The 19,482-nt window shown below is 72.2% G+C and carries 18 protein-coding genes; 9 read left to right on the top strand and 9 right to left on the bottom strand.

Annotated features, from left to right (window positions below; translation table 11 throughout):
- From IEZ13_RS12675 to IEZ13_RS12690, 4 genes are all read left to right on the top strand, one after another.
- Positions 1-588 carry a helix-turn-helix domain-containing protein gene (locus IEZ13_RS12675; RefSeq protein ID WP_183221498.1) on the top strand — a complete coding sequence of 196 codons (588 nt, stop codon included), beginning with the start codon at positions 1-3 and terminating at the stop codon, positions 586-588.
- Between the two features lie 93 nt (positions 589-681).
- Positions 682-2,682, top strand: coding sequence for a cellulose binding domain-containing protein (locus IEZ13_RS12680; protein ID WP_229794643.1), 2,001 nt, complete (start codon positions 682-684; stop codon positions 2,680-2,682).
- 131 nt (positions 2,683-2,813) lie between these two features.
- Positions 2,814-4,115, top strand: a complete 1,302-nt coding sequence (locus tag IEZ13_RS12685) for an FUSC family protein (protein ID WP_183221502.1) — start codon at positions 2,814-2,816, stop codon at positions 4,113-4,115.
- A gap of 76 nt (positions 4,116-4,191) precedes the next feature.
- A complete protein-coding gene (locus IEZ13_RS12690) occupies positions 4,192-5,781 on the top strand; it encodes a xylulokinase (protein WP_183221505.1) in 1,590 nt (529 codons plus the stop codon).
- Here the strand turns inward: IEZ13_RS12690 and IEZ13_RS12695 are convergent.
- From IEZ13_RS12695 to IEZ13_RS12705, 3 genes are all read right to left on the bottom strand, one after another.
- Complete coding sequence (locus tag IEZ13_RS12695; protein ID WP_183221507.1) at positions 5,772-6,911, bottom strand: RNA polymerase sigma factor; 1,140 nt, start codon at positions 6,909-6,911, stop codon at positions 5,772-5,774. The genes IEZ13_RS12690 and IEZ13_RS12695 overlap by 10 nt on opposite strands.
- Entirely contained in the window at positions 6,908-7,315 is a 408-nt protein-coding gene (locus IEZ13_RS12700; RefSeq protein WP_183221509.1) for a YciI family protein, read from the bottom strand. The genes IEZ13_RS12695 and IEZ13_RS12700 overlap by 4 nt, the downstream gene beginning before the upstream one ends.
- Before the next feature lie 66 nt (positions 7,316-7,381).
- Complete coding sequence (locus IEZ13_RS12705) at positions 7,382-7,618, bottom strand: ferredoxin (protein WP_372441862.1); 237 nt, start codon at positions 7,616-7,618, stop codon at positions 7,382-7,384.
- Between the two features lie 72 nt (positions 7,619-7,690).
- Here IEZ13_RS12705 and IEZ13_RS12710 point away from each other — a divergent pair, with 72 nt between their 5' ends.
- Positions 7,691-8,851 carry a cytochrome P450 gene (locus tag IEZ13_RS12710; protein WP_183221513.1) on the top strand — a complete coding sequence of 387 codons (1,161 nt, stop codon included), beginning with the start codon at positions 7,691-7,693 and terminating at the stop codon, positions 8,849-8,851.
- Between the two features lie 4 nt (positions 8,852-8,855).
- Here the strand turns inward: IEZ13_RS12710 and IEZ13_RS12715 are convergent, their stop codons facing one another.
- From IEZ13_RS12715 to iolC, 3 genes are read right to left on the bottom strand one after another with little or no spacing between them, the layout of a single operon-like run.
- The gene (locus IEZ13_RS12715) at positions 8,856-9,893 is read right to left on the bottom strand and encodes a Gfo/Idh/MocA family protein (protein ID WP_229794651.1); all 1,038 of its coding nucleotides are present in this window, start codon (positions 9,891-9,893) and stop codon (positions 8,856-8,858) included.
- 5 nt (positions 9,894-9,898) lie between these two features.
- Positions 9,899-10,774, bottom strand: coding sequence for a TIM barrel protein (locus IEZ13_RS12720; RefSeq protein ID WP_183221515.1), 876 nt, complete (start codon positions 10,772-10,774; stop codon positions 9,899-9,901).
- 26 nt (positions 10,775-10,800) lie between these two features.
- On the bottom strand, positions 10,801-11,763 hold the full coding sequence (iolC, locus tag IEZ13_RS12725; protein ID WP_183221517.1) for a 5-dehydro-2-deoxygluconokinase: 963 nt from the start codon (positions 11,761-11,763) through the stop codon (positions 10,801-10,803).
- 117 nt (positions 11,764-11,880) lie between these two features.
- On the opposite strand from iolC, the gene IEZ13_RS12730 reads away from it, so the two are divergent.
- Complete coding sequence (locus tag IEZ13_RS12730) at positions 11,881-12,828, top strand: methyltransferase (RefSeq protein WP_183221519.1); 948 nt, start codon at positions 11,881-11,883, stop codon at positions 12,826-12,828.
- A 10-nt stretch (positions 12,829-12,838) separates the two neighbouring features.
- Entirely contained in the window at positions 12,839-13,090 is a 252-nt protein-coding gene (locus IEZ13_RS12735; protein ID WP_183221521.1) for a CDGSH iron-sulfur domain-containing protein, read from the top strand.
- Here the strand turns inward: IEZ13_RS12735 and IEZ13_RS12740 are convergent.
- Positions 13,073-14,080 (bottom strand): iron-containing redox enzyme family protein, encoded by a 1,008-nt coding sequence (locus IEZ13_RS12740; RefSeq protein WP_183221523.1) that lies wholly within the window; start codon positions 14,078-14,080, stop codon positions 13,073-13,075. The two genes, IEZ13_RS12735 and IEZ13_RS12740, sit on opposite strands and share 18 nt — an antisense overlap.
- A gap of 52 nt (positions 14,081-14,132) precedes the next feature.
- Here IEZ13_RS12740 and IEZ13_RS12745 point away from each other — a divergent pair, with 52 nt between their 5' ends.
- Together IEZ13_RS12745 and IEZ13_RS12750 are read left to right on the top strand one after the other, a co-directional pair.
- Positions 14,133-15,065 (top strand): FAD-dependent oxidoreductase, encoded by a 933-nt coding sequence (locus IEZ13_RS12745; RefSeq protein WP_229794644.1) that lies wholly within the window; start codon positions 14,133-14,135, stop codon positions 15,063-15,065.
- Between the two features lie 22 nt (positions 15,066-15,087).
- Complete coding sequence (locus IEZ13_RS12750) at positions 15,088-15,576, top strand: DUF309 domain-containing protein (RefSeq protein ID WP_183221527.1); 489 nt, start codon at positions 15,088-15,090, stop codon at positions 15,574-15,576.
- Here IEZ13_RS12750 and IEZ13_RS12755 read toward each other — a convergent pair.
- Complete coding sequence (locus tag IEZ13_RS12755; protein ID WP_183221529.1) at positions 15,569-15,871, bottom strand: GNAT family N-acetyltransferase; 303 nt, start codon at positions 15,869-15,871, stop codon at positions 15,569-15,571. The two genes, IEZ13_RS12750 and IEZ13_RS12755, sit on opposite strands and share 8 nt — an antisense overlap.
- A gap of 70 nt (positions 15,872-15,941) precedes the next feature.
- On the bottom strand, positions 15,942-18,668 hold the full coding sequence (locus IEZ13_RS12760) for a helix-turn-helix transcriptional regulator (RefSeq protein WP_229794645.1): 2,727 nt from the start codon (positions 18,666-18,668) through the stop codon (positions 15,942-15,944).
- Between the last annotated feature and the right edge of the window lie 814 nt (positions 18,669-19,482).

Below are 19,482 nucleotides of genomic sequence, written 5' to 3' on the forward strand. Positions count from 1 at the left end.
ATGGATGCGACTCTGGACCGTCCGCTGAGCGAGGCGGAGATCGAGGCCGTGCGGCACTGGCCGCGCTATGCGCACACCAGCGCGACGCCGGTCGACAGCGGTGTCCTGGTGACATTGCTCAACGAGTTACTCGGGCAACTGCCCTGGTGGGACCGCGCGTGGCGGGTGACCGGCGCGGGGCATGCCGATCCCCTCGACATGACCCGGGTCGACGTGGTCCCGGATCCGGTCGAGGTGGCCGTCCCCGGCACCGTGGGCCGCGACGGCGCCGACGAGCTGCCGCTGTCCGCCCGGATCCGGATCCACGGCGACCGGCTGGTCCGTTTCGAGGTGAAGGTGGGTGATCTGGTCATCGCGCCGGGTCGCGAGCCGGCCGGGAAGCCGGAACGGCACCGCTTCGGCGTGGTGCTCACCGCGCTGATGACGTCGCACGGCATCTCCCGGCGGGAGATGGCGCGGCGGTGCGGGCTGGCCGAGTCGACGATCGCCGCGGCGATGGGCGGGCGGCGCCCGCACGAGCGCGTGATCAAGTCGGTCGCGCCGGAGGTGGGGATGACCGTGGAGGACCTGACCGCCCTCGCTGATTGACAGGTTTCTATTCAGAGGATCACTATTGGGAGCGCTCCCATCCCCCTCGCTCTCCCGGAGACCCCCGTGCGCACATCCCTGTTATGGAAGGCGGTGGCGAGCGGCGTATTCGTAGCCGCCGTCGCCACCGCGCCCTCCAGCGCCCACGCTCTCGCCACCACCCGCGTCGACGTCGACGTCCGGGCCGGCCTCGCCGGAGTCGCCGACCAGGCCGTCGGCGTCAACCACGCCATCTGGGACTCCCAGCTCGGCACCCCGGCCGTCGCCGACCTGCTCAAGGACGCCGGGGTCGGCATGCTGCGGTACCCGGGCGGCTCGTACGCCGACATCTACCACTGGGAGAACCACACCGCGCCCGGCGGTTACGTGGCGCCCAACACCGATTTCGACACGTTCATGGCCGGCGCCCAGCGCACCGGCGCCGAGCCGATGATCATCGCGAACTACGGCACCGGGACCGCGCAGGAGGCGGCCGGCTGGGTCCGGTACGCGAACGTCGAGAAGGACTACGACGTCACCTACTGGACGATCGGCAACGAGAACTACGGCAACGGCCACTACGGCGCCGCCTGGGAGGCCGACGACCACGCCGACAAGAGCCCCAAGGAGTACGCGGCGACCGTCATCGCGTACGCCGAGGCCATGAAGGCCGTCGACCCGAAAATCAAGATCGGCGCCGTGCTGACCATGCCGGGCAACTGGCCGGACGCCATCGTCGGCGCCGGCGACCAGGGCTCCTGGAACCAGGAGGTGCTCACCCGCGCCGGCCACGTGATCGACTTCGTCGACGTGCACTGGTACCCGGGCGGCGGCACCCCGGCCGAGACGCTCACCAAACCCGCGCAGATCCAGGACGCCGTCTGGACGCTGCGGCAGCAGATCGAGCGGTACGCCGCCGCGAGCGCCGGCCGCATCCGGATCAGCATGACCGAGACCAACGTCGAGGTCGGCCGCAACACCCAGCCGGGCGCGCTGTTCCTGGCCGACGTCTACAGCGGCCTGCTGGCCCAGGGCGTCTTCACGGTCCACTGGTGGAACGTCCACAACGGCCTCGGCACCGTCTCCACGGTCGCCGGGCAGACCGACTACGGCGACTACGGGCTGCTGTCCAGCGGGAACTGCACGGCCGACAACGCGGTCTGCCAGCCGCCGATGAACACGCCGTTCGCGCCGTACCACGCGCTGTCGTTGGTGGGCGACTTCGCCCGGCCGGGCGACCGGTTCATCGCCGCGGGCTCCGGCGACGCGCTGGTCAGCACCCATGCGGTACGCCGGGCGAACGGCGACGTGGCGGTGCTGATGATCAACAAGGACCCGGACGCCGAACGGACCGTGTCGCTGAACTACCACGGCTTCACGGCCGCGGTGGGGACGCCGACGGTGTCCACCTACACCAGCGGCGCCGGCGCGGTGACCACGGCACCGGCGGGTACGGCCACGTCGCAGAAGCTTCCGCCGTACTCGATCTCGCTCTTGACCGTGAAGTCGGCCGACGCCGTGACGGGCGCGCCGAGGGCGCCGGCCCAGCCGACCGCGACGGTGACCGACCGCTCGGCGACGATTTCCTGGCAGTCGACCGGATCCGGCCTCAAGTACGAGGTGTACCGGCAGCACGGCGGCACCGCCGAACTTCTCGGCGAGACCACCGGAACCTCGCTGACCGCGAACAACCTGGAGCCGGGCCGCCGGTACACGGTCAACGTGGTGGCCCGGGACGGATCCGGGCGAGCGTCGGCCGGCTCGCCGCCGCTGACCTTCACCACCGGCACCCCGGCGACGTCGGCGTGCACCGTGAAGTTCCGGGACGTCAACGACTGGGGCAACGGCTACGTGGGCCAGGTCGACATCACCAACAACACGGCCGCCGCGGTCAACGGCTGGACGCTGACGTTCACCTGGCCGACCACCTGGCAGAGTGTGAGCAGCGGCTGGAACGCCACCTGGACCTCCAGCGGCCGCACGGTCCGGGTGACCAGCGACGGCACGCTGGCCGCCGGCGGGTCCACCGGCGTCGGATTCGTCGGCAACTACAGCGGCCCGAACGTGCTGCCGACCGTCTTCACGCTCAACGGGAACGTCTGCACCAGCGTGTGACGCCTGTTCCCCGGTCCGGGCATCGCCCGGACCGGGCGACGGCCGTCACATCGGCCCTGTTTCCCTCATTTGTTCCCAGCGGCGCCGATAGGTTTCCTGACGAACCCGATCAGTGGAAGAGAAGCCGAATCGTGCTGCGCTCGCTCACCGCCGCCCTTGATCCGATCACGCTCGTCGTCACTGGTCTCGTGCTCTGCGCGCTGGTCGTGACCCTTCTACGCCGCACCGTCCGTCCCGTCGTGGAGGACGCCTGCCGCACCGCCCTCGACCGGATGCGACCGCACCTGCCCGCCGGGCTGCTGCGGCTGGCCGGCCGCGTCGAGCCGGCCACCATCCGCGAGATTCTGGTCACCACCCTCGCCGCCGGGATCGCCTGGAACGCCGCCGACATGCTGCACCTGGTCGGCCCGGTCACCGCCGCGATCATCGCGACCCTGTCGGTGCAGATGAGCTCGCACGCGTCGCTGCGCGCGGGCGCCCAGCGCCTGATCGGCACGGTCGCCGGGATCGCGCTCTCGGTCGCCGCGTGGGGCGTGTTCGGCCTCAGCGCGTGGTCGATCGCGGTGATCGCCGGTCTCGGCCTGGCCGTGGGCCGGGTGCTGCGCCTCGGCGACGCCTCGGTGCTCGTGCCGCTCACCTCGCTGGGCATCCTGGTCGGCGGCACCGCCGTCACCGAGGCGTTCGTGTGGGAGCGCGTCGCCGCCACGGCCCTCGGCATCGTGGTCGGCGTGATCCTGTCGCCGCTGGTCGGTGGCATGACCCCGCTGGAGCGCGCCCGCGTCAAGGCCACCCAGCTGTCGACCGAGATCGCCCGGCTGCTGCGCCAGCTCGGCGACGGCGTCCAGGACGGGTACGACCGCGACCAGGCCGAGCAGTGGCTGGCCCGCTCCCGGGAGCTGGACGAGGACCTCGGGGACGCGATCGCCGCCGTGGAGGAGCTGACCAAGCAGGCCCGCTGGTCGCTGACCACCCCGATCGCCAAGGTCACCCCGCTGGACGAGCGGGTCCGTGCCCTGGAGCACGGCGTGCACCAGGTCAACTCGGTGGCCCGGTCGATGTTCGACGCGGCCGCCACCTCGCACACCCCGGCCGTGCCGAAGCGCCTCGGCCAGGTGCTGATCGCCGTCTCCGAGGCGTTCGAGGCGCACGCCTCTGACGCCGGCAAGCTGGAGCAGGTGCTGGGCGACCTGCGCGAGACTCGTCAACGGACGCTGCGGCAGGTGCGCACCGAGATCGACGACACCGGCGTGCTGGTGCTCACCGGCTCGATCATGACCGACATCGAACGGATGGCCGGTGGCCTGGAGCGGTCCGCCCCGGCGCTCGCGGTCGGCGTCCGCGAGCCCGGCCCGGCCGTTCCGGCGGTCTCCGAGGTGCTGCCCGCGGTCCGGATGATCTGGGAGAAGACGGTCACGACGAGGGCAGACCGCTAGGTCTCGCCGTACGTGTCAGGGCGTAGTGTCCCTGTCGGGCGAAGGTCGGAAACACGTACGGAAGGACTCTTTCACGATGGCTGACTTGCGCGAGGCGATCGACCAGGGGCGGACCGCCCTGGGCATCGAGCTGGGATCGACCCGCATCAAGGCGGTGCTGACCGGCCCGGACCACACGGTGATCGCGGTCGGCAGCCACGACTGGGAGAACCAGTTCGTCGACCGGACCTGGACCTACTCCCTCGAGGCGGTGTGGGAGGGGCTCCAGGGCTGCTTCGCCGCCCTCGCCTCCGACGTCAAGAAGCGGTACGGCACCGAGCTGCGCACCGTCGGCGCCCTCGGCGTCTCCGCCATGATGCACGGCTACCTGGCGTTCGACGGCGACGGCGAGCTGCTCACCCCGTTCCGCACCTGGCGCAACACCAACACCGGTGACGCGTCCGAGGCGCTCAGCGAGCTGTTCGGCTACAACATCCCGCACCGCTGGAGCATCGCCCACCTCTACCAGGCGGTCCTGGGCGGCGAGGAGCACCTCGGCCGGATCGCCCACCTCACCACCCTCGCCGGATACGTGCACTGGAAGCTCTCCGGCCGCCAGGTGCTCGGGGTCGGCGACGCCAGCGGCATGTTCCCGATCGACATCGCCACCGGCGGCTACGACACCCGGATGCTCGGCCAGTTCGACGAGCTGGCCGCCGGCCGGGTGCCGCTGAAGCTGGCCGAGCTGCTGCCGGCCGTGCTGCCCGCGGGCGAGGCGGCCGGCACGCTGACCGAGGAGGGAGCGCGGCTGCTCGACCCCACCGGCGCGCTCCAGCCGGGCGCCGCCCTGTGCCCGCCGGAGGGTGACGCCGGCACCGGCATGGTGGCCACCAACTCGGTGGCCCGCCGCACCGGCAACATCAGCGCGGGCACCAGCATCTTCGCCATGATCGTGCTGGACGGCGAGCTGAGCCGCCGGCACCCGGAGATCGATCTGGTCACCACCCCGGCCGGTGACCTGGTGGCGATGGTGCACTGCAACAACGGCGCCAGCGAGCTGAACTCGTGGGCCGGCCTGTTCGCCGAGTTCGCCACCGCGCTCGGGGCGAAGGCGGACAGCAACGCGGTCTTCGAGACGCTGTTCAAGGCCGCGCTGGACGGCGCACCGGACGGCGGCGGCCTGATGGCGTTCAACTACCTGTCCGGTGAGCCGATCACCAAGCTGCACGAGGGCCGGCCGCTGTTCCTGCGGGAGCCGGGCAGCAGCCTGAACCTGGCCACGTTCATGCGGACCCAGCTGTACTCGGCCCTGGCCACCCTGCGCATCGGCATGGACGTGCTCCAGAAGGCCGAGTCGGTGCGGCTGGACCGGATGTTCGCGCACGGCGGCCTGTTCAAGACCGAGGGCGTGGCGCAGCGGCTGCTCGCGGCCGCCATCGACACCCCGGTCACGGTCGGCGACTCGGCCTCCGAGGGCGGCGCCTGGGGCATCGCGGTGCTGGCCGCCTTCCTCACCACCCGCACGCCCGGCCAGAGCCTCGACGCCTTCCTGACCGATGTCGTCTTCGCCGGCGCCCGGCTGGACACCGCCGAGCCGGTTGCGGCGGACGTCGAGGGCTTCAACGCCTTCATGCGGCGGTACGTTGCCGCGCTCCCGGTCGAGGAGGCGGCGACCCGTCACAGCTGACGGTGCAGACGGGCGGCCTGGCGGGTCAGGTGGTCGCGTTCGGCCAGGTTCGATGCCTGGGCGGCGGCCTCCGCGTACAGCCGGGCCGCCCGTTTCCTGTCTCCGTCACGTTCGTGCAGGTAGGCGGCGACCGCGGCGTACCGGGGAAGGGTTTGGTCGAGGTCTGACAGGGCCGCCAGGCCGGCCCGTGCGCCGTCCGCCTCGCCGACCGCGACGGCCCGGTTCAGCCGGACCACGGGGCTGTCGGTGAGGCGGGCCAGTTCGTCGTACCACTCCACGATCTGCACCCAGTCGGTCTCCCCGGCATGGGGCGCGTCGGCGTGCAGGGCCGCGATCGCGGCCTGCGCCTGGAACTCGCCGAGGCGATCGCGCGCCAGCGCCGCCTGCAGGATCAGGACGCCTTCGGCGATCAGCGCGGTGTCCCAGCGCGTGCGGTCCTGCTCGGCCAGCGGGACGAGACCACCGTCATCACCGGTACGCGCGTCGCGCCGCGCGTGGTGCAGCAGCATCAGAGCGAGCAGCCCGTGCACCTCGGGGTGATCGATCGTGGCGGCGAGCTGCCGGGTGAGCCGGATCGCCTCGGCCGCCAGGTCGACGTCGCCGGTGTAGCCCTCGTTGAACACCAGGTAGAGCACTCGCAACACGGTCGCCACGTCACCGGGCTGGTCGAACCGCACGCGAGAGACCGTCCGCTTGGCCCGGCTGATCCGCTGCGCCATGGTGGCCTCCGGCACGAGGTACGCCTCGGCGATCTGCCGGGTTGTCAATCCACCGACGGCCCGCAGCGTCAGCGCCACCGCGGACGCCGGGGTCAGTGACGGATGCGCGCACAGGAAGTAGAGCTGGAGCGTGTCGTCGACCGAGGACGCCGGGCCGGGCGGCGGCTCCTGGTCGGCGGCCTCCTCCCGGCGGCGGCGGGCCGCCTCCGACCGGGCCGCGTCGAGGAACCGCCGCCACGCCACCGTGACCAGCCAGCCCTTCGGGTCGCGGGGCGGGTCGTCCGGCCACACCCGCAGCGCCTCGACCAGCGCGTCCTGGACGGCGTCCTCGGCCGCCGCGAAGTCTGCTCCGCGGCGGACGAGGATCCCGAGCACGCCCGGGGTGAGGCTCCGCAGCTCCTCCGGCGTCATTCGGTGATCGTCGGCATTTCCGCGAAGCAGGGGCGCAGTTCCAGCCACTCGTGGATCGGCTTTCCGTCCTTGCCGGGGGCGGCGGACAGCTCGCCGGCCAGTTCGACGGCCCGCTCGTGACTGTCCACGTCGATGATCATGAAGCCGGCGATCAGGTCCTTGGTCTCGGCGAACGGGCCGTCGGTGACCGGCGGGCGGCCCTCCCCGTCGTACCGGACCCAGGTGCCCTCGGGCAGCAGCGCCTGCTCGCTGACGAACTCACCAGTCTCCACGAGCCGGTTCGCGAAGTCGCTCATGTAAGCGATGTGCGCCGAGATCTCCTCGGGCGTCCACTTCTCCATCGGCACGTCGTTGACCGGGGCCGGAGCGCCACGGTAGTGCTTGAGCAGCAGGTACTTGGCCATGATGGTTCTCCCGACAGTGCTGGTGCGACCCATTGTGGTCGGCGTTCGGACCGGGGACGGAGCCGGTCACCGGTTCTCGACATCACCGTCCAGAATTTTTATGACGCCGGCCGGGCAGAGGGTGGCCGCGTCCCGGGCGGCGGGTTCGTCGGCGGCCGACGGGATCTCCGCCAGCAGGATCACGACGCCGTCCTCGTCGCGCTGATCGAACACGTGCGGGGCGGTGAAAGCGCATTGACCAGCACCGATGCACTTGTCTTCGTCGACGGTGACCTTCATGGCTCCTCCGGTGATCGTTTTCAACCGTTTGCTACCGGGTCATCCCGTGCGTACGGTACCAAGTAATCAGGCGTTTACCTCAGGGAGAGGGTGCAGATGCTCGACTACCCGTTCACGCCACCGACCGCCGTGGACCCGCCCGACGAATGGCGGGAACTGCGCGCCACCTGCCCGGTCGCGCCGGTCCGCACGCCCGCCGGGATCGAGGCCCTCCTGCTCACCCGGTACGACGACGTGCGCACCACCATCACCGACCGCCGCTTCGTCCGGAACACGCCGGCCGGCAGCAACGCCGTCGGCACGCAGGCCGCCTTCATGGCCGACGAGGCCCAGCACATGCGCTGGCGCCGTCTGCTCAGCCGCTCCTTCACCGCCAAGCGCATGACCGCCCTGGAGCCCGGCATCGCCCGGATCACCCACGACCTCATCGACGAGATGACCAAACAGGGCCCACCCGCCGACCTGCGGACCGCCCTCGGTTTCCCGCTGCCCGTCTACGTGATCTGCGACCTGCTCGGCGTGCCCGCCGCCGACCGGGAGCGATTCGCCCGCTGGTCCGACCACTTCCTCAACCTCACCCGGTACACCGCCGAGGAGGCCAGGCAGTCCGGCCTGGAGATGTGGCAGTACATGCTGGCCCACGTCGAGGCGAAACGCTCCGCACCGGGCGACGACCTGCTGTCCGAACTGGTCACGGTCGTCGACTCCGAGGACGGCCGGCTCACCGAGCAGGAGTGCGTCTTCACCGGCCAGGCGCTGCTCGTCGCCGGGCACGAGACCACCGCCAACATGATCGGCAAGATGGTCGCCATGCTGCTCGCCGAGCGGGGCCGCTGGGAACTCCTGCTCGCCGAACCCGGCCTGGTGCCGAGCGCCGTCGAGGAGGTGCTGCGCTTCGACGCCAACCTCGGATTCGGGATGCACCGCCTGGTCACCGAACGCACCGAGATCGCCGGGACCGTCGTCGAGGCCGGAACCACCGTGCTGTCGTCGACGCCGTCCGCCAACCGGGACGAACGGGTCTTCGACCACCCCGACGAGATGGACCTGGCCCGCTCCCCCAACCCGCACCTCACGTTCGGCGCGGGCCCGCACTCCTGCCTCGGACAGTCGCTGGCCCGGGTCGAACTGCGCACCGTGCTGGCCGTCCTGCTGGAACGGCTGCCCGGTCTGGAGCTGGCGGTGCCGGTCGAGGAGCTGCGCCGCCGTCAGGGCCTGCTCGTCGGCGGCCTGGAGGAGGTGCCGGTCCGCTGGTAGAGCCTCACCTCCGGTAGAGAGCGGGCACCGGGGGCAGCTCCACGGCATGGCGGTCGCCGCTGGTCAGCGCCGCCACACAGGCGTGCGCCACGAACGTCGCCGCGAACCCGTCCCAGGCGGACGCGCCACCGGCCGCCCCGTCGATCCAGTCCTGCAACTCCAGCCGGTACGCCTCGGCGAACCGCGGCCGCCAGTCCCCCGGCAGCGCCCGCGCGTGCAGCCCGCCCCGGCGCAGCGACGTCGGCGGCGGCGCGTCCACCGTCACCGTGCCCGTCTCACCGACCAGCTCACAGCGCACCTCGTAGCCGTACCGGGCGTTGGCGAAGATCTCCACGTCGGCGAGCACCCCCGACTCGGTGGTGAGGACCAGCAACTGCGGATCCTGGGTGCCGCCCGCCTGCCCGCTCGGCCGGGGCGTGTGCACCGCCACCTCGACGATCTCCTCCCCGAACAGCCAGCGCACGATGTCCAGCTCGTGCACCGCCGAGTTGGTGATCAGGGCGGAGCCGGGCAGGCCCGGGACCGCGGCCGGATTCCGGTGCACGTTGTGCATCAGCAGCGGCGCGCCGATCTCGCCGGCGGTCAGCAGCGCCCGCATGCCGGTGTAGCCGGGATCGAAGCGCCGCATGAACCCCACCGTAATCAGCCGGCTGCCGTGTTCAATCTCCGCCTCCACGATCCGGGCGCAGGCCTCGACGGTCGGGGCGAGCGGCTTCTCGCAGAGCACCGGCTTCCCGGCCGCCACACAGGCGAGCACGTAGTCCTCGTGGGTGGCGTCCGACGAGGCGATCAGCACGGCGTCGATGCCGTCGTCGACGATCAGCGCGTACGGGTCGGCGAAGACCCGCGCCCCACCGCTGGCCGCCGCCACCCCGCGGGCCCGGCCCCCGTCGACGTCGAAGACACCGCCGACCCGGGCGCCGGACACCGCCTCGGTGAGCAGCCGGGCGTGGTCGGCGCCCATGACACCGGTGCCGATGACACCGATCCGGGTCACCGTGGGCCCGCCCGCCTCGGCCGGCATCTGCCCCGGCTGAAGCATGGTCGTCACCGCGCCACCTCCATCAGGAACTCCAGGCTGCGGCGCACGTCGCCGACCGGGCCGGCGCCGGCGGCCGGCGGCCCGGTGAGCGCGCAGTCCTGCTCCAGCACGTACCACCCGGTGTAGCCGGCGGTCTCCAGGCGGTCGACGATCCCGGCGACATCCGCGTCACCGGCGCCGAGCGGCGTGTACAGGCCCGCCTTGACGCCGTCCATGTAGCTGCGGCTGCCGTCGCGCACGGTGGCCGCCACCGCGAGATCCACATCCTTCAGATGGACGTGGGAGATCCGGTCGGCCGCCTGCTCCAGCAGCTCGGCGGGGTGCATGCCGCCGATCAGCAGGTGCCCGGTGTCCAGGCAGACCGGCACGTCGCTGCCGTCGAGCAGCCGCAGCACCGCGTCCCGGTCCTCGACCGCCGTACCGACGTGCGGATGCAGGCTGGGCCACAGACCACGGTCGGCGGCCATCTCCCGCAGGACCTCCAGGGTGGCGAAGAGCCGGCGCCACTCGCCGTCGTCCAGGTGGACCTTACGGTCGTAGCTCCCGTCAGCCGACCGGGCGGCCAGAACCACCACCTCCGCTCCCGCGGCGGCCAGGGTGTCCATCGCGAGGGCCGCCGCGGCCAGGTCGGCGTCGGCGCCGACATGCATGGGTACGGGCAGAAAACCGCCGATCAACCGCAGCCCGTGCCGGTCCAGCACCGCCCGTACGTCCGCCGAGGTCATGCCCAGATAGCCGGTCGGGCCCAGCTCGGTGGCACGCAACCCGAGCGCGGCCATCTCGGCGAGAACCCGGTCGGCGAACAGCTCGTACCCCCAGCCGGGCGCCTCACACACGCCCCAGGAGATCGGCGCCCCACCGATGCGGTCCGCAAAGCCCATGACCTGCCCCCTCATATCCCGCCTGATCACGCCGCAGACTCTCCGACCCGGCCGGCCGCCAGCACCCGCTCCACCTCGGCCGTGGTCGGCATGGCGGTGGAGCACTCCAGGCGGCCCGCCACGATCGCGCCGGCCGCGTTGGCGAACCGGACGACACGGGCCAGGGGCCAGCCGGCCAGCAGACCGTGGCACAGCGCGCCGCCGAACCCGTCCCCGGCGCCCAGCCCGTTCACCACTTCCACCTCGGTGGGCGGCAGCCGTACCCCATGATCTTTGGTTTTGGCCAGAACGCCCTCGGGCCCCAGCTTCACGACGGCGAGTGACACCCCGGCGCCGAGCAACGCGGCGGCCGCCGCGTCCGGATCGTCCTCGCCGACCGCGACCGCGCACTCGGTCAGGTTGCCCACCGCCACGCTGACGTGCGGCAACGCTTCCTGGACGGCGGCCCGCGCGGCGTCCGGCGACGACCAGAACATCGGCCGGTAGTCGAGATCCAGCACGGTGAACGGACGGCGGCCACGAGCCCGCCACGCGGCGTGGTGGGCGGACCGGCTGGGATCCTGGGAGAGGCCGGTGACCGTGCACCAGAACACGCCGGCCGCCCGGATCGCGCCGAGGTCCAGCTCGTTCGGCTGGATCATCAGGTCCGGGGCGGTCGGCAGGCGGTAGAAGTAGAGCGGGAAGTCGTCCGGCGGGAAGATCTCACAGAACGTGACCGGGGTCGGCAGGCCCGGCACGGCGGCGACGAACCGGTGGTCCACCCCGAGTTCGGCCAGGGTGCGGCACACGTACCGGCCGAACGGGTCCTCGCCGACGCGGGTGATCACGGCGGTCCGGCGGCCGTGCCGGGCCGCGGCGACCGCCACGTTCGTCGCGCTGCCGCCGAGGAACTTGCCGAACGAGGTGACGTCCGCCAGGCCGACGCCGGTCTGGAGGGGGTAGATGTCGACACCGACGCGGCCCATGGTGACGACTTCGAAGTCCGGCATCTCACCTCTCCGCATCGTAAAGGCGTCGTGTCATGCAGACTCCGACCGCAGGTCGATCACGTCAAGCCTTTGTCCCGACCTGAGATTGAGACGCCGTCCGCTGGGCACCCGGCCGGTATGACGATCGCCGCCACGCCGCTGGAGACCGACACCGCGCTCGTGGACCTCGGGGACGCGTTGCGGGCCGGCGGCTACCGGTTCACGACCACCACGCCGGCCACGCATGAGCGGGTCAACCGGCGACCCGGAAACGCGCGGGCGCGGAGCACGCGCGACGTCTTCGGCTGGAGCCGGCCGTTCGGGCCGGGCGTGCTGCCGGAGCGGATCGTGGAGTTGATGGACATCGCCGGCGTGCTGGACCGGGACGGGGACGTCTGGCGCAGCCGGGTCCGTTTCTCCTGCTACGACGGCGAGATCTTCGTGCATTCGGCGTTTCCGACGACGGCGCCCGACGCGGTGTTCTTCGGGCCCGACACCTACCGGATGGCGGACGCCGCGATCGCCGAGATCGGGAGCCGTGACCGTCCGGTCCGGCGGGCCGTCGACATCGGCTGCGGAACCGGAGCCGGGGCGATCGCCGTCGCCAAGCGGGCGCCCGGCGGCGAGATCCTGGCGGTCGACATCAATCCGGTCGCCCTCCACTTCGCCCGGCTCAACGCCCTCCTGGCCGGCACACCGCATGTGCGGGTGTCCGACAGCGACCTGCTCGACGCCGTCGACGGCGACTTCGACCTGATCGTCACCAACCCACCGTTCATGATCGACCCGGCCGGGCGGGCCTACCGCAACGGCGGCCCGCACGGGCACGAACTGTCCCTGGCCATCGCCTGCGCGGCGGTCGACCGGCTCGCCGTGGGCGGCACCCTGGTGCTGTTCTCCGGCATCGCCATCGTCGAGGGCCGCGACCTGTTCCACGACGCCACCGCCGAGCGCCTCGCCGGAACCGGGCTGTCCTGGACGTACCGGGAGGTGGACCCGGACGTGTACGGCGAGGAGCTGGACGGCCCGGCCTACGCCCACGCCGAACGGATCGCCCTCGTCCTGCTCACCGTCACCAGAGTGTGAGACGGCCGTCATGATCTCCGACGAGGACGGGCAGGGCGTGACCGTGGTGGTCTACGAGGACGGCCCACTGCTGGTCCGCGGTGACTTCACGCTGCGCACCCCGGACGGCGAGATCATCGATCCGGGCCGGGCCACGGTGGCGCTGTGCCGGTGCGGGAAGTCGGCGATCAAGCCGTTCTGCGACGGCACCCACAAGGCGGCCGGTTTCCGGGCCGGAGCGGGCCGGCAGACGCCCGCGCCCCGCTCAAGCGAACCCGAGTAGGGAGCTCTCACCCCGCGACCAGCAGCCCAGCACCTCCCGTGCCCACAGGCCGTCCAGCGCCAGCGCGCAGCGGGCGCCGAAGAGCACGTCGGCGGCGTGATCCGGTTCGGTCGCGCAGAACACGCCACACATGTCGTACGCCGCCAGCTGCTCATGGACGGCGTCCGCCTCCACGTGCTCGTCGTAGAAGCGGGTCGCGCCGGCGTCCCCGCCCAGCCGGCGCAGGCCGTTGCCGTACGCCCGATTGGGTCCGGTCGACGTCATCTCGTAGGCGGCCAGATGTCCCAGCAGGGCCCCGAGCCGATGCCGGTGCAGGGCGAACAGCGACATCAGGTTGTTGGTGGCCAGCGTCAGCGCCGGGGCCACGTGGACGTACGCGCCGTAGGTGGCGTCCAGCCCGAGGGCCGTCATCGTGGACTTGAACAACTCCTGGTGCATCCGGGGCGCGCGGCCCTGCCCGTACTCGTCGATCTGGATCTCGATGAGCGCGGCCTTGGCCACGCCGCCCAGCCGGGGGATCGCGAAGGTGTGCGGATCCGCCTCGCGCAACTGGTAGACCGAGCGATGCGCCGCGAACTCCCGGAACTGCTCCAGGGTGCCCCTGACCCGCAGATGCCTCGACAGCGACGGGCCGCCGTCCTCGCCGGTCATCGCCGTCAGCGTGTGCGCGATCGAAGCGGCCGTGAGCGGCTCGGGCACGACGTCGCGGAAGGGGGCGGCCAGCGCGCGCAGCGCCGCCTCGAACCGCTCTTCGGCGGCCGCCCGCAACCGGATCAGGCTCGGCTCGCACTCCCACCGGTCGTCGACGCCGTCCCAGCCCCGGTAGGACAGCTCGTACATGACGAACAGCGACAGTTGAAGATCTTCGTCGGTCAGCGCGGGATTCAGCGCGAAATCGCCGGCGATCTCCGGGCCGAGTTCGTGCGGCGCGTGCACGAGCGCCGCGGCCAGCGCCGAGGAGACGGGTCCGCGCGCGGTAGGGACCTTCATGGCGCCCGCATGCCCCGATGATCGACGGCCAAACGCCGGTATGGTCGGGGCTGTGGGCAGTGTGACGGTGGTGGGCGCCGGGGTCATCGGGCTGAGCGTCGCGTACGAGCTGGCGGTGGCCGGCCACGAGGTGCGGATCGTGGCCGACCGGGAGGCCGTCGACGGCGTGTCCGGGGTGGCCGCCGCCATCTGGTTCCCGCACGACGTCGACCACTCCGCGTCGGTCCTCGACTCGGCCGCGGTCACCTACCGGCGGCTCGAGGAGCTGGCCGGCAATCCCAGCACCGGTGTCCACATGCGCCCCGGCACCGTCCTGTCCCGCCACCCCGGCCCGGACCTGAGCTGGACCCGGGCGGTGCCGCACACCGAACCGGCCGAGTTGGCCGGAACCAGCGGCATCCGCTGCGTCGTGCCTCTGGCCGAGACCGGTACCTACCTGACGTGGCTGCGTGCCGCGGTCCTCTCCCTCGGGGTCGATGTCGACTGGACCGAGGTGAAGGCGCTGGCGGACCTGCCGCCGTCCGACGCCGTGGTGGTGGCGGCCGGGCTGCGGTCGGCGGCGCTGCTCGGCGACGATCAGGACTGTTTCCCGATCCGGGGCCAGGTGGTGCGGCTGGCCAATCCCGGGCTCACCGAGTGGATCACCGACTCGGACAATCCGGACGGGCTCACCTACGTCGTACCCCGGCTCGGCGACGTGGTCTGCGGCGGCACCGGGGAGGTCGGATCCTGGGACGAGCGGATCGACCCGGACATCGAGGCCGGCATCCTGCGCCGGGTCAGCGCCCTGGTGCCGGAGCTGGCCGGGCAGCCGGTGCTGTCCCGGGCCACCGGGTTACGGCCGGGCCGGTCCGGCGGCGTCCGGGTGGAGGCGGTCGCGGGCCATGACCGGCCGGTCTACGCCTGCTACGGCCACGGCGGCGCCGGCTTCACCCTGTCCTGGGGCGACGCCGCCCGCATCGCCACCCTCGTCGGCCCCGCCTGAGCGGGCACGGCACGATGAAGCCATGACCGCCGGAACACCTGTCCCCCGTGATCGCGACGAGTCCGGGCGGGCCCGCAACAACCGCCCACGCGACGGCCTCGGCCGGCCACTGCCACGCGGCCTGACCGGGGTGCCGACGACACCGGAGGACCTGGTCCTGCCACCGGACGAGTCGCTGCGCGAGGCGCAACGGCTGCTCGACGCCGGCCGCCCGTTCCACGCCCACGAGGTGCTGGAGACGGCGTGGAAGGGGTGCGGCGACGACAACCGGGAGCTGTGGAAGGGATTGGCGCAGCTCGCGGTGGGCATCACCCATCTGCGGCGGGGCAACACGGTGGGCGCGGTCCGGCTGCTCACCCGCGCCGCGGATCGCATCGAGCCGTACGCCGGGACGGCCCCGCACGACGTGGCGGTGACCGAGCTGACCGCCTGGGCCCGGACCCTGATCGCCCACATCGGCGAACCGGTCGCGGAGTCCGACCTGGCGCCCCGCCTGCAGCGGGCTATTTGACCCTTCGGGTCGACCGGGCCACGATCTTGTCGTATTCCTTGTGCTCGTCGAGCCATTCGCCGAGGAAAGGACACATCGGTACGACGGTGCGGTTCCGGCCACGGGCATCGTCCATCGCCGCGCGCGCCAGGGCCGAACCGACGCCCTGCCTCTCGAAGCGGGGATCGACCTCGGTGTGCGTGTAGACGACGATGTTGCCGCTCACCTGGTAGGTCAGCACCCCGGCCAGCTCACCGGACTCGTCGCGCGCCTCGAAACGCTCCCGCTCGGGCGCGTCGCCAACCGTGATCGTCACCCGCCCATCCAACCACGCTCAATCAGTGTCGATACGTCTGGCTTCGGCCACGACCCCGCCGGCGACCGGGTCAGTGGCGGCTGACCAGATCGGCGACCTCGGTACGGGAGGTGACGCCCAACTTCCGGAGGATGTTGGAGACGTGCACGGCCGCCGTCTTCGGGGAGATGAAGAGGCGCCGGGCCAGCTCGGAGTTGGTCAGGCCGTCGCTGATCAGGACCGCCACCTCGCGCTCGCGCGGCGTCAGGGTCGCGACGGGTTCGGCGCCGGCCGGGTCCATGCCCAACTGGGCGCGGACCAGGGCGAGCTGCCCCACCCGCCAGCCACCCCACCCGGCCAGCAGCGGGCCGGCCGCCGACACGTGGGCCGCGGCCTCGCCGGCGCGGCCGAGGGCGAGCAGGCAGCGGGCCGCCCACACCCGGACCGTGCCACGGGCGGCCGGGCCCAGCACGTGCGCCTCGACGATCGTCTCGAACCCGGCCAGCGCCTCGGCGTGCCGCCCGTGGACGGCCGCGAGCTGGGCGTCGACGAGGGTGCGGTAGGCGTCCCACACCTCGGCGTCGAGCAGCGCGACCGCCATCTCGTCGAGCCGCGCCGGCGGCAGGCCGAGCTCCACGGCGGCGGAGATCAGATCGTGGGCCTGCTCGCCGTTGCGCCACGTCTGGGCGGCCAGGGCGGTGAGCAGCTGGTCCAGGGCCGTTTCGGCGCGGGCCCGGTCGCCGCGCCGGCAGGCCAGGTGGAACTCCAGGCCGGGAATGACGGTGGGCGGGTTGTTGGGCAGCGCCGCCAGATCGGCGATCAGCTGCTCGACCCGGTCCAGCTCACCGGCCTCCAGGTGGAGCCCGGCCAGGAAGAGGCCGTGGTAGTCGGCCCAGCGGCCCCGCCGCCGGTAGCCGCGGTCCTGTTCGCGGCCCTCCTCCAGCGCCGCGATGGCGGCGCGCAGGTCACCGGACCGGACGGCCAGCCGGGCCCGGCCCTGGAAGTAGGCGGCCACCGACAGCGACTCGAATCCGGCGCGTTCGGCGCTGATCCGGGCCCGTTCCAGCATCTCGGCGTACTCGGTGGGCGACGTCGGCGGCTCGCCGTGCACGAGGGTGTGCAGCGCGCGGGCGGCCAGCACCCATTCGCCGGCCTTCTCCGCCTCGTCGACCAGCGCGTGCAGGATCTTCCGGCCGTCGGCGGCGGTCTGCGGGCGCTCGATCAGCGTCGAGCCCTTCTCCAGCAGGGCGGCCAGCCGCACGGCCGGCAGGTCGAACTCGTCGGCCAGCGCCAACGCGCGATCCGCCCAGAGCACCGCGGCGTCCAGCTCGTCGCGCAGATAGGCGGACTGCGCGATCGCCGTCATGGCCCGGGCCTGTGCCGCGCCCGGCGGCAATTCCGCGATCAAAACCTCGATGGCGTACGTCAGTGCGCGCATCTCCTCGGGTTCCCGCGACTCCCAGGCGATCCGCACCAGCAGGTACAGCGCCTCGGCCCGGTCGGAGGTGCTCTCCGTCAGGTCCCGCCAGCGCCGCCCGTAGCGCAGGGCGTCGTCGAGCAGCCCGGCCAGCCAGGCGGCACGGGCCGCCGAGGCGAGCAGCTCGGTGTCGTCGGGCATCTCGTCGAGGCCCATCTCGGCCAGTTGCAGCGCCTGGTAGGCCGAGCCGATCGACAGGTAGAGCGCCGCACCCCGCCGGGCGGCCGCGATCATGTCGTCGTACCGGCCGGCGCCGCAGGCGTGGTGCGCCACCATGGCCGGGTCGGAGGCGCCGCCGCGCAGCAGCACGTCGAGTGCCGCCTCGTGCAGCCGGCGCCGCTGCCGGGCGAGCAGCTGCCCGGCGATCGCCTCCCGGACCAGCGCGTGCCGGAACGCGAACTCGTCCACACCGGACTCCACCAGCACTCCCCTGGTGACCAGGTCCCGCAGCACGGTGATCAGCTCGTCCTCAGGGGTGCCGGTCACGTCGGCGAGCAGGTCGAACAGGATGCGGTGGCCGAGCACGGTGGCCGCCTCGACGATGCGGTGGCTCACCGGGTCGAGGTCGTCGACCTGGCGGCGCAGCACGTCGGCGAGACTCCACGGCAGCGGCTGCTCGACGAGCGCCTCCACGTCGTACCCCGGAAGGGCCCGCAGCAGCTCCTCCAGGAAGAACGGGTTGCCGCCGGTGCGATGGTGCAGCGCCGTCGCGGCGCGCAGCGGTGCGGGCGCGCCGGTCGCGGCGGCGAGCATGGCCGCGGTCTGCGAGGGCGTCAGGCGATCGAGGCGTACGTATGTGACGGCGTGCCGTCGCTCCATCCGCGCCAGCAGTCCGGCGACCGGCTGGCGGCGGGTCACCTCGTCCGGCCGGTAGGTGCCGATGACCAGCCGCGGGCCACGGTGATCGGCGGTCCGCTCGAACAGGGCGGCGCTCTCCGAGTCGGCCCAGTGCAGGTCCTCGAAGACGACGACGGCCGGGGCGTCACCGATCAGATCGTCCAGAATGGCGAGCCCGATGTGCAGGCGCTCGACCGGGCTGCGTTTCGGGTCGGTGAGGGCGGCAAGCCGCTCCTCATCGACACCGGGACGGCCGTCGATGGCGTCGAGCAGCACCTCGTACGGCCGGGAGAGCGATCCGGGCTCGGCCTGCCCGACCAGCACCACCGTGCCGGCGGGCACCGTGTTCAGCAGCTCGTGGACGAGCCGGGTCTTGCCGATGCCGGGCTCCCCCGCGATGATCGCGACGGCCGGCTCACGCGACGAAGCGAGCCGCGCCAACCGGCGCAGCTCGCTCTCCCGCCCGACCATCATCGGGCTGGCGCCGCCACGGATCGTTCGCACGACGCCAGGGTACCGGTGGGGCGTCCGCGTACCGCTGGGGCTTTCCCGCCCCGCCGGACCCGGAACCACCGGGCCCGGCCGAGCAGCCGTCCACGTTCCGCCTCGGCGGCCAGCTCGCGGTGCCGCGCGTTCACCAGATCCAGCATCATCTCGGGGTGCAGCAACATGGTCCGTTCCTCCCTGTCGACCTGATACATAGATCCTCGGTCGTGGAAGGCCCCGGCACATCGGCAGCACCCTGCGTATCTTCGCTGCTCAGACCTATTTAGGAGGGTCTCCTAGGTGCTCTAGGTATACCTATGAACCCTTGCGGACGGGCTCGATCCCGGTCGATCCCCGCCCTTCGTCTCCGCGTTTCACTTCCAGACCCCTTTCTTGTACGCGTGTCCTCGTCCCGCCTCATCAGGGCCGTCCCGTCCGGTCGACGCGATCTCGCTGCCCGCTCCAGCCTGTGCCGCCCCGCCGGGCGTAGATCGGTGGCCGGGCGGGCCCGGCCAGGCGCCACCACCCTGCCTGCCGCCGGTAACCGTCCGGCTCCCCAGCACCCCACTCTCGGCCGAAGCGCCGACAGCGGTGGCGCGGGGTCACGGTCGACGCGAGGGTGGGCGCACAGAACGGCGTCCGTGTGCGCCCACCCCGCCTATCGCCGTGACGGCCACCCACGTGGCGGCTTTCGTGCGCTTCCACCTCCGAGTTGCCTGGCAAGCACCCACCGCAACCACCCACCAGGAGCGAGTGGCGGGACGAGCGGGGGTGTCCAACCGATCTAACTCGAAAATCGACCTGGACCGGACGTGCGGCAGCATCCCGCGTC

The sequence above is a fragment of the Actinoplanes campanulatus genome, from assembly GCF_014647795.1.
In the GTDB taxonomy this organism is placed as follows: Bacteria; Actinomycetota; Actinomycetes; order Mycobacteriales; family Micromonosporaceae; genus Actinoplanes; species Actinoplanes campanulatus.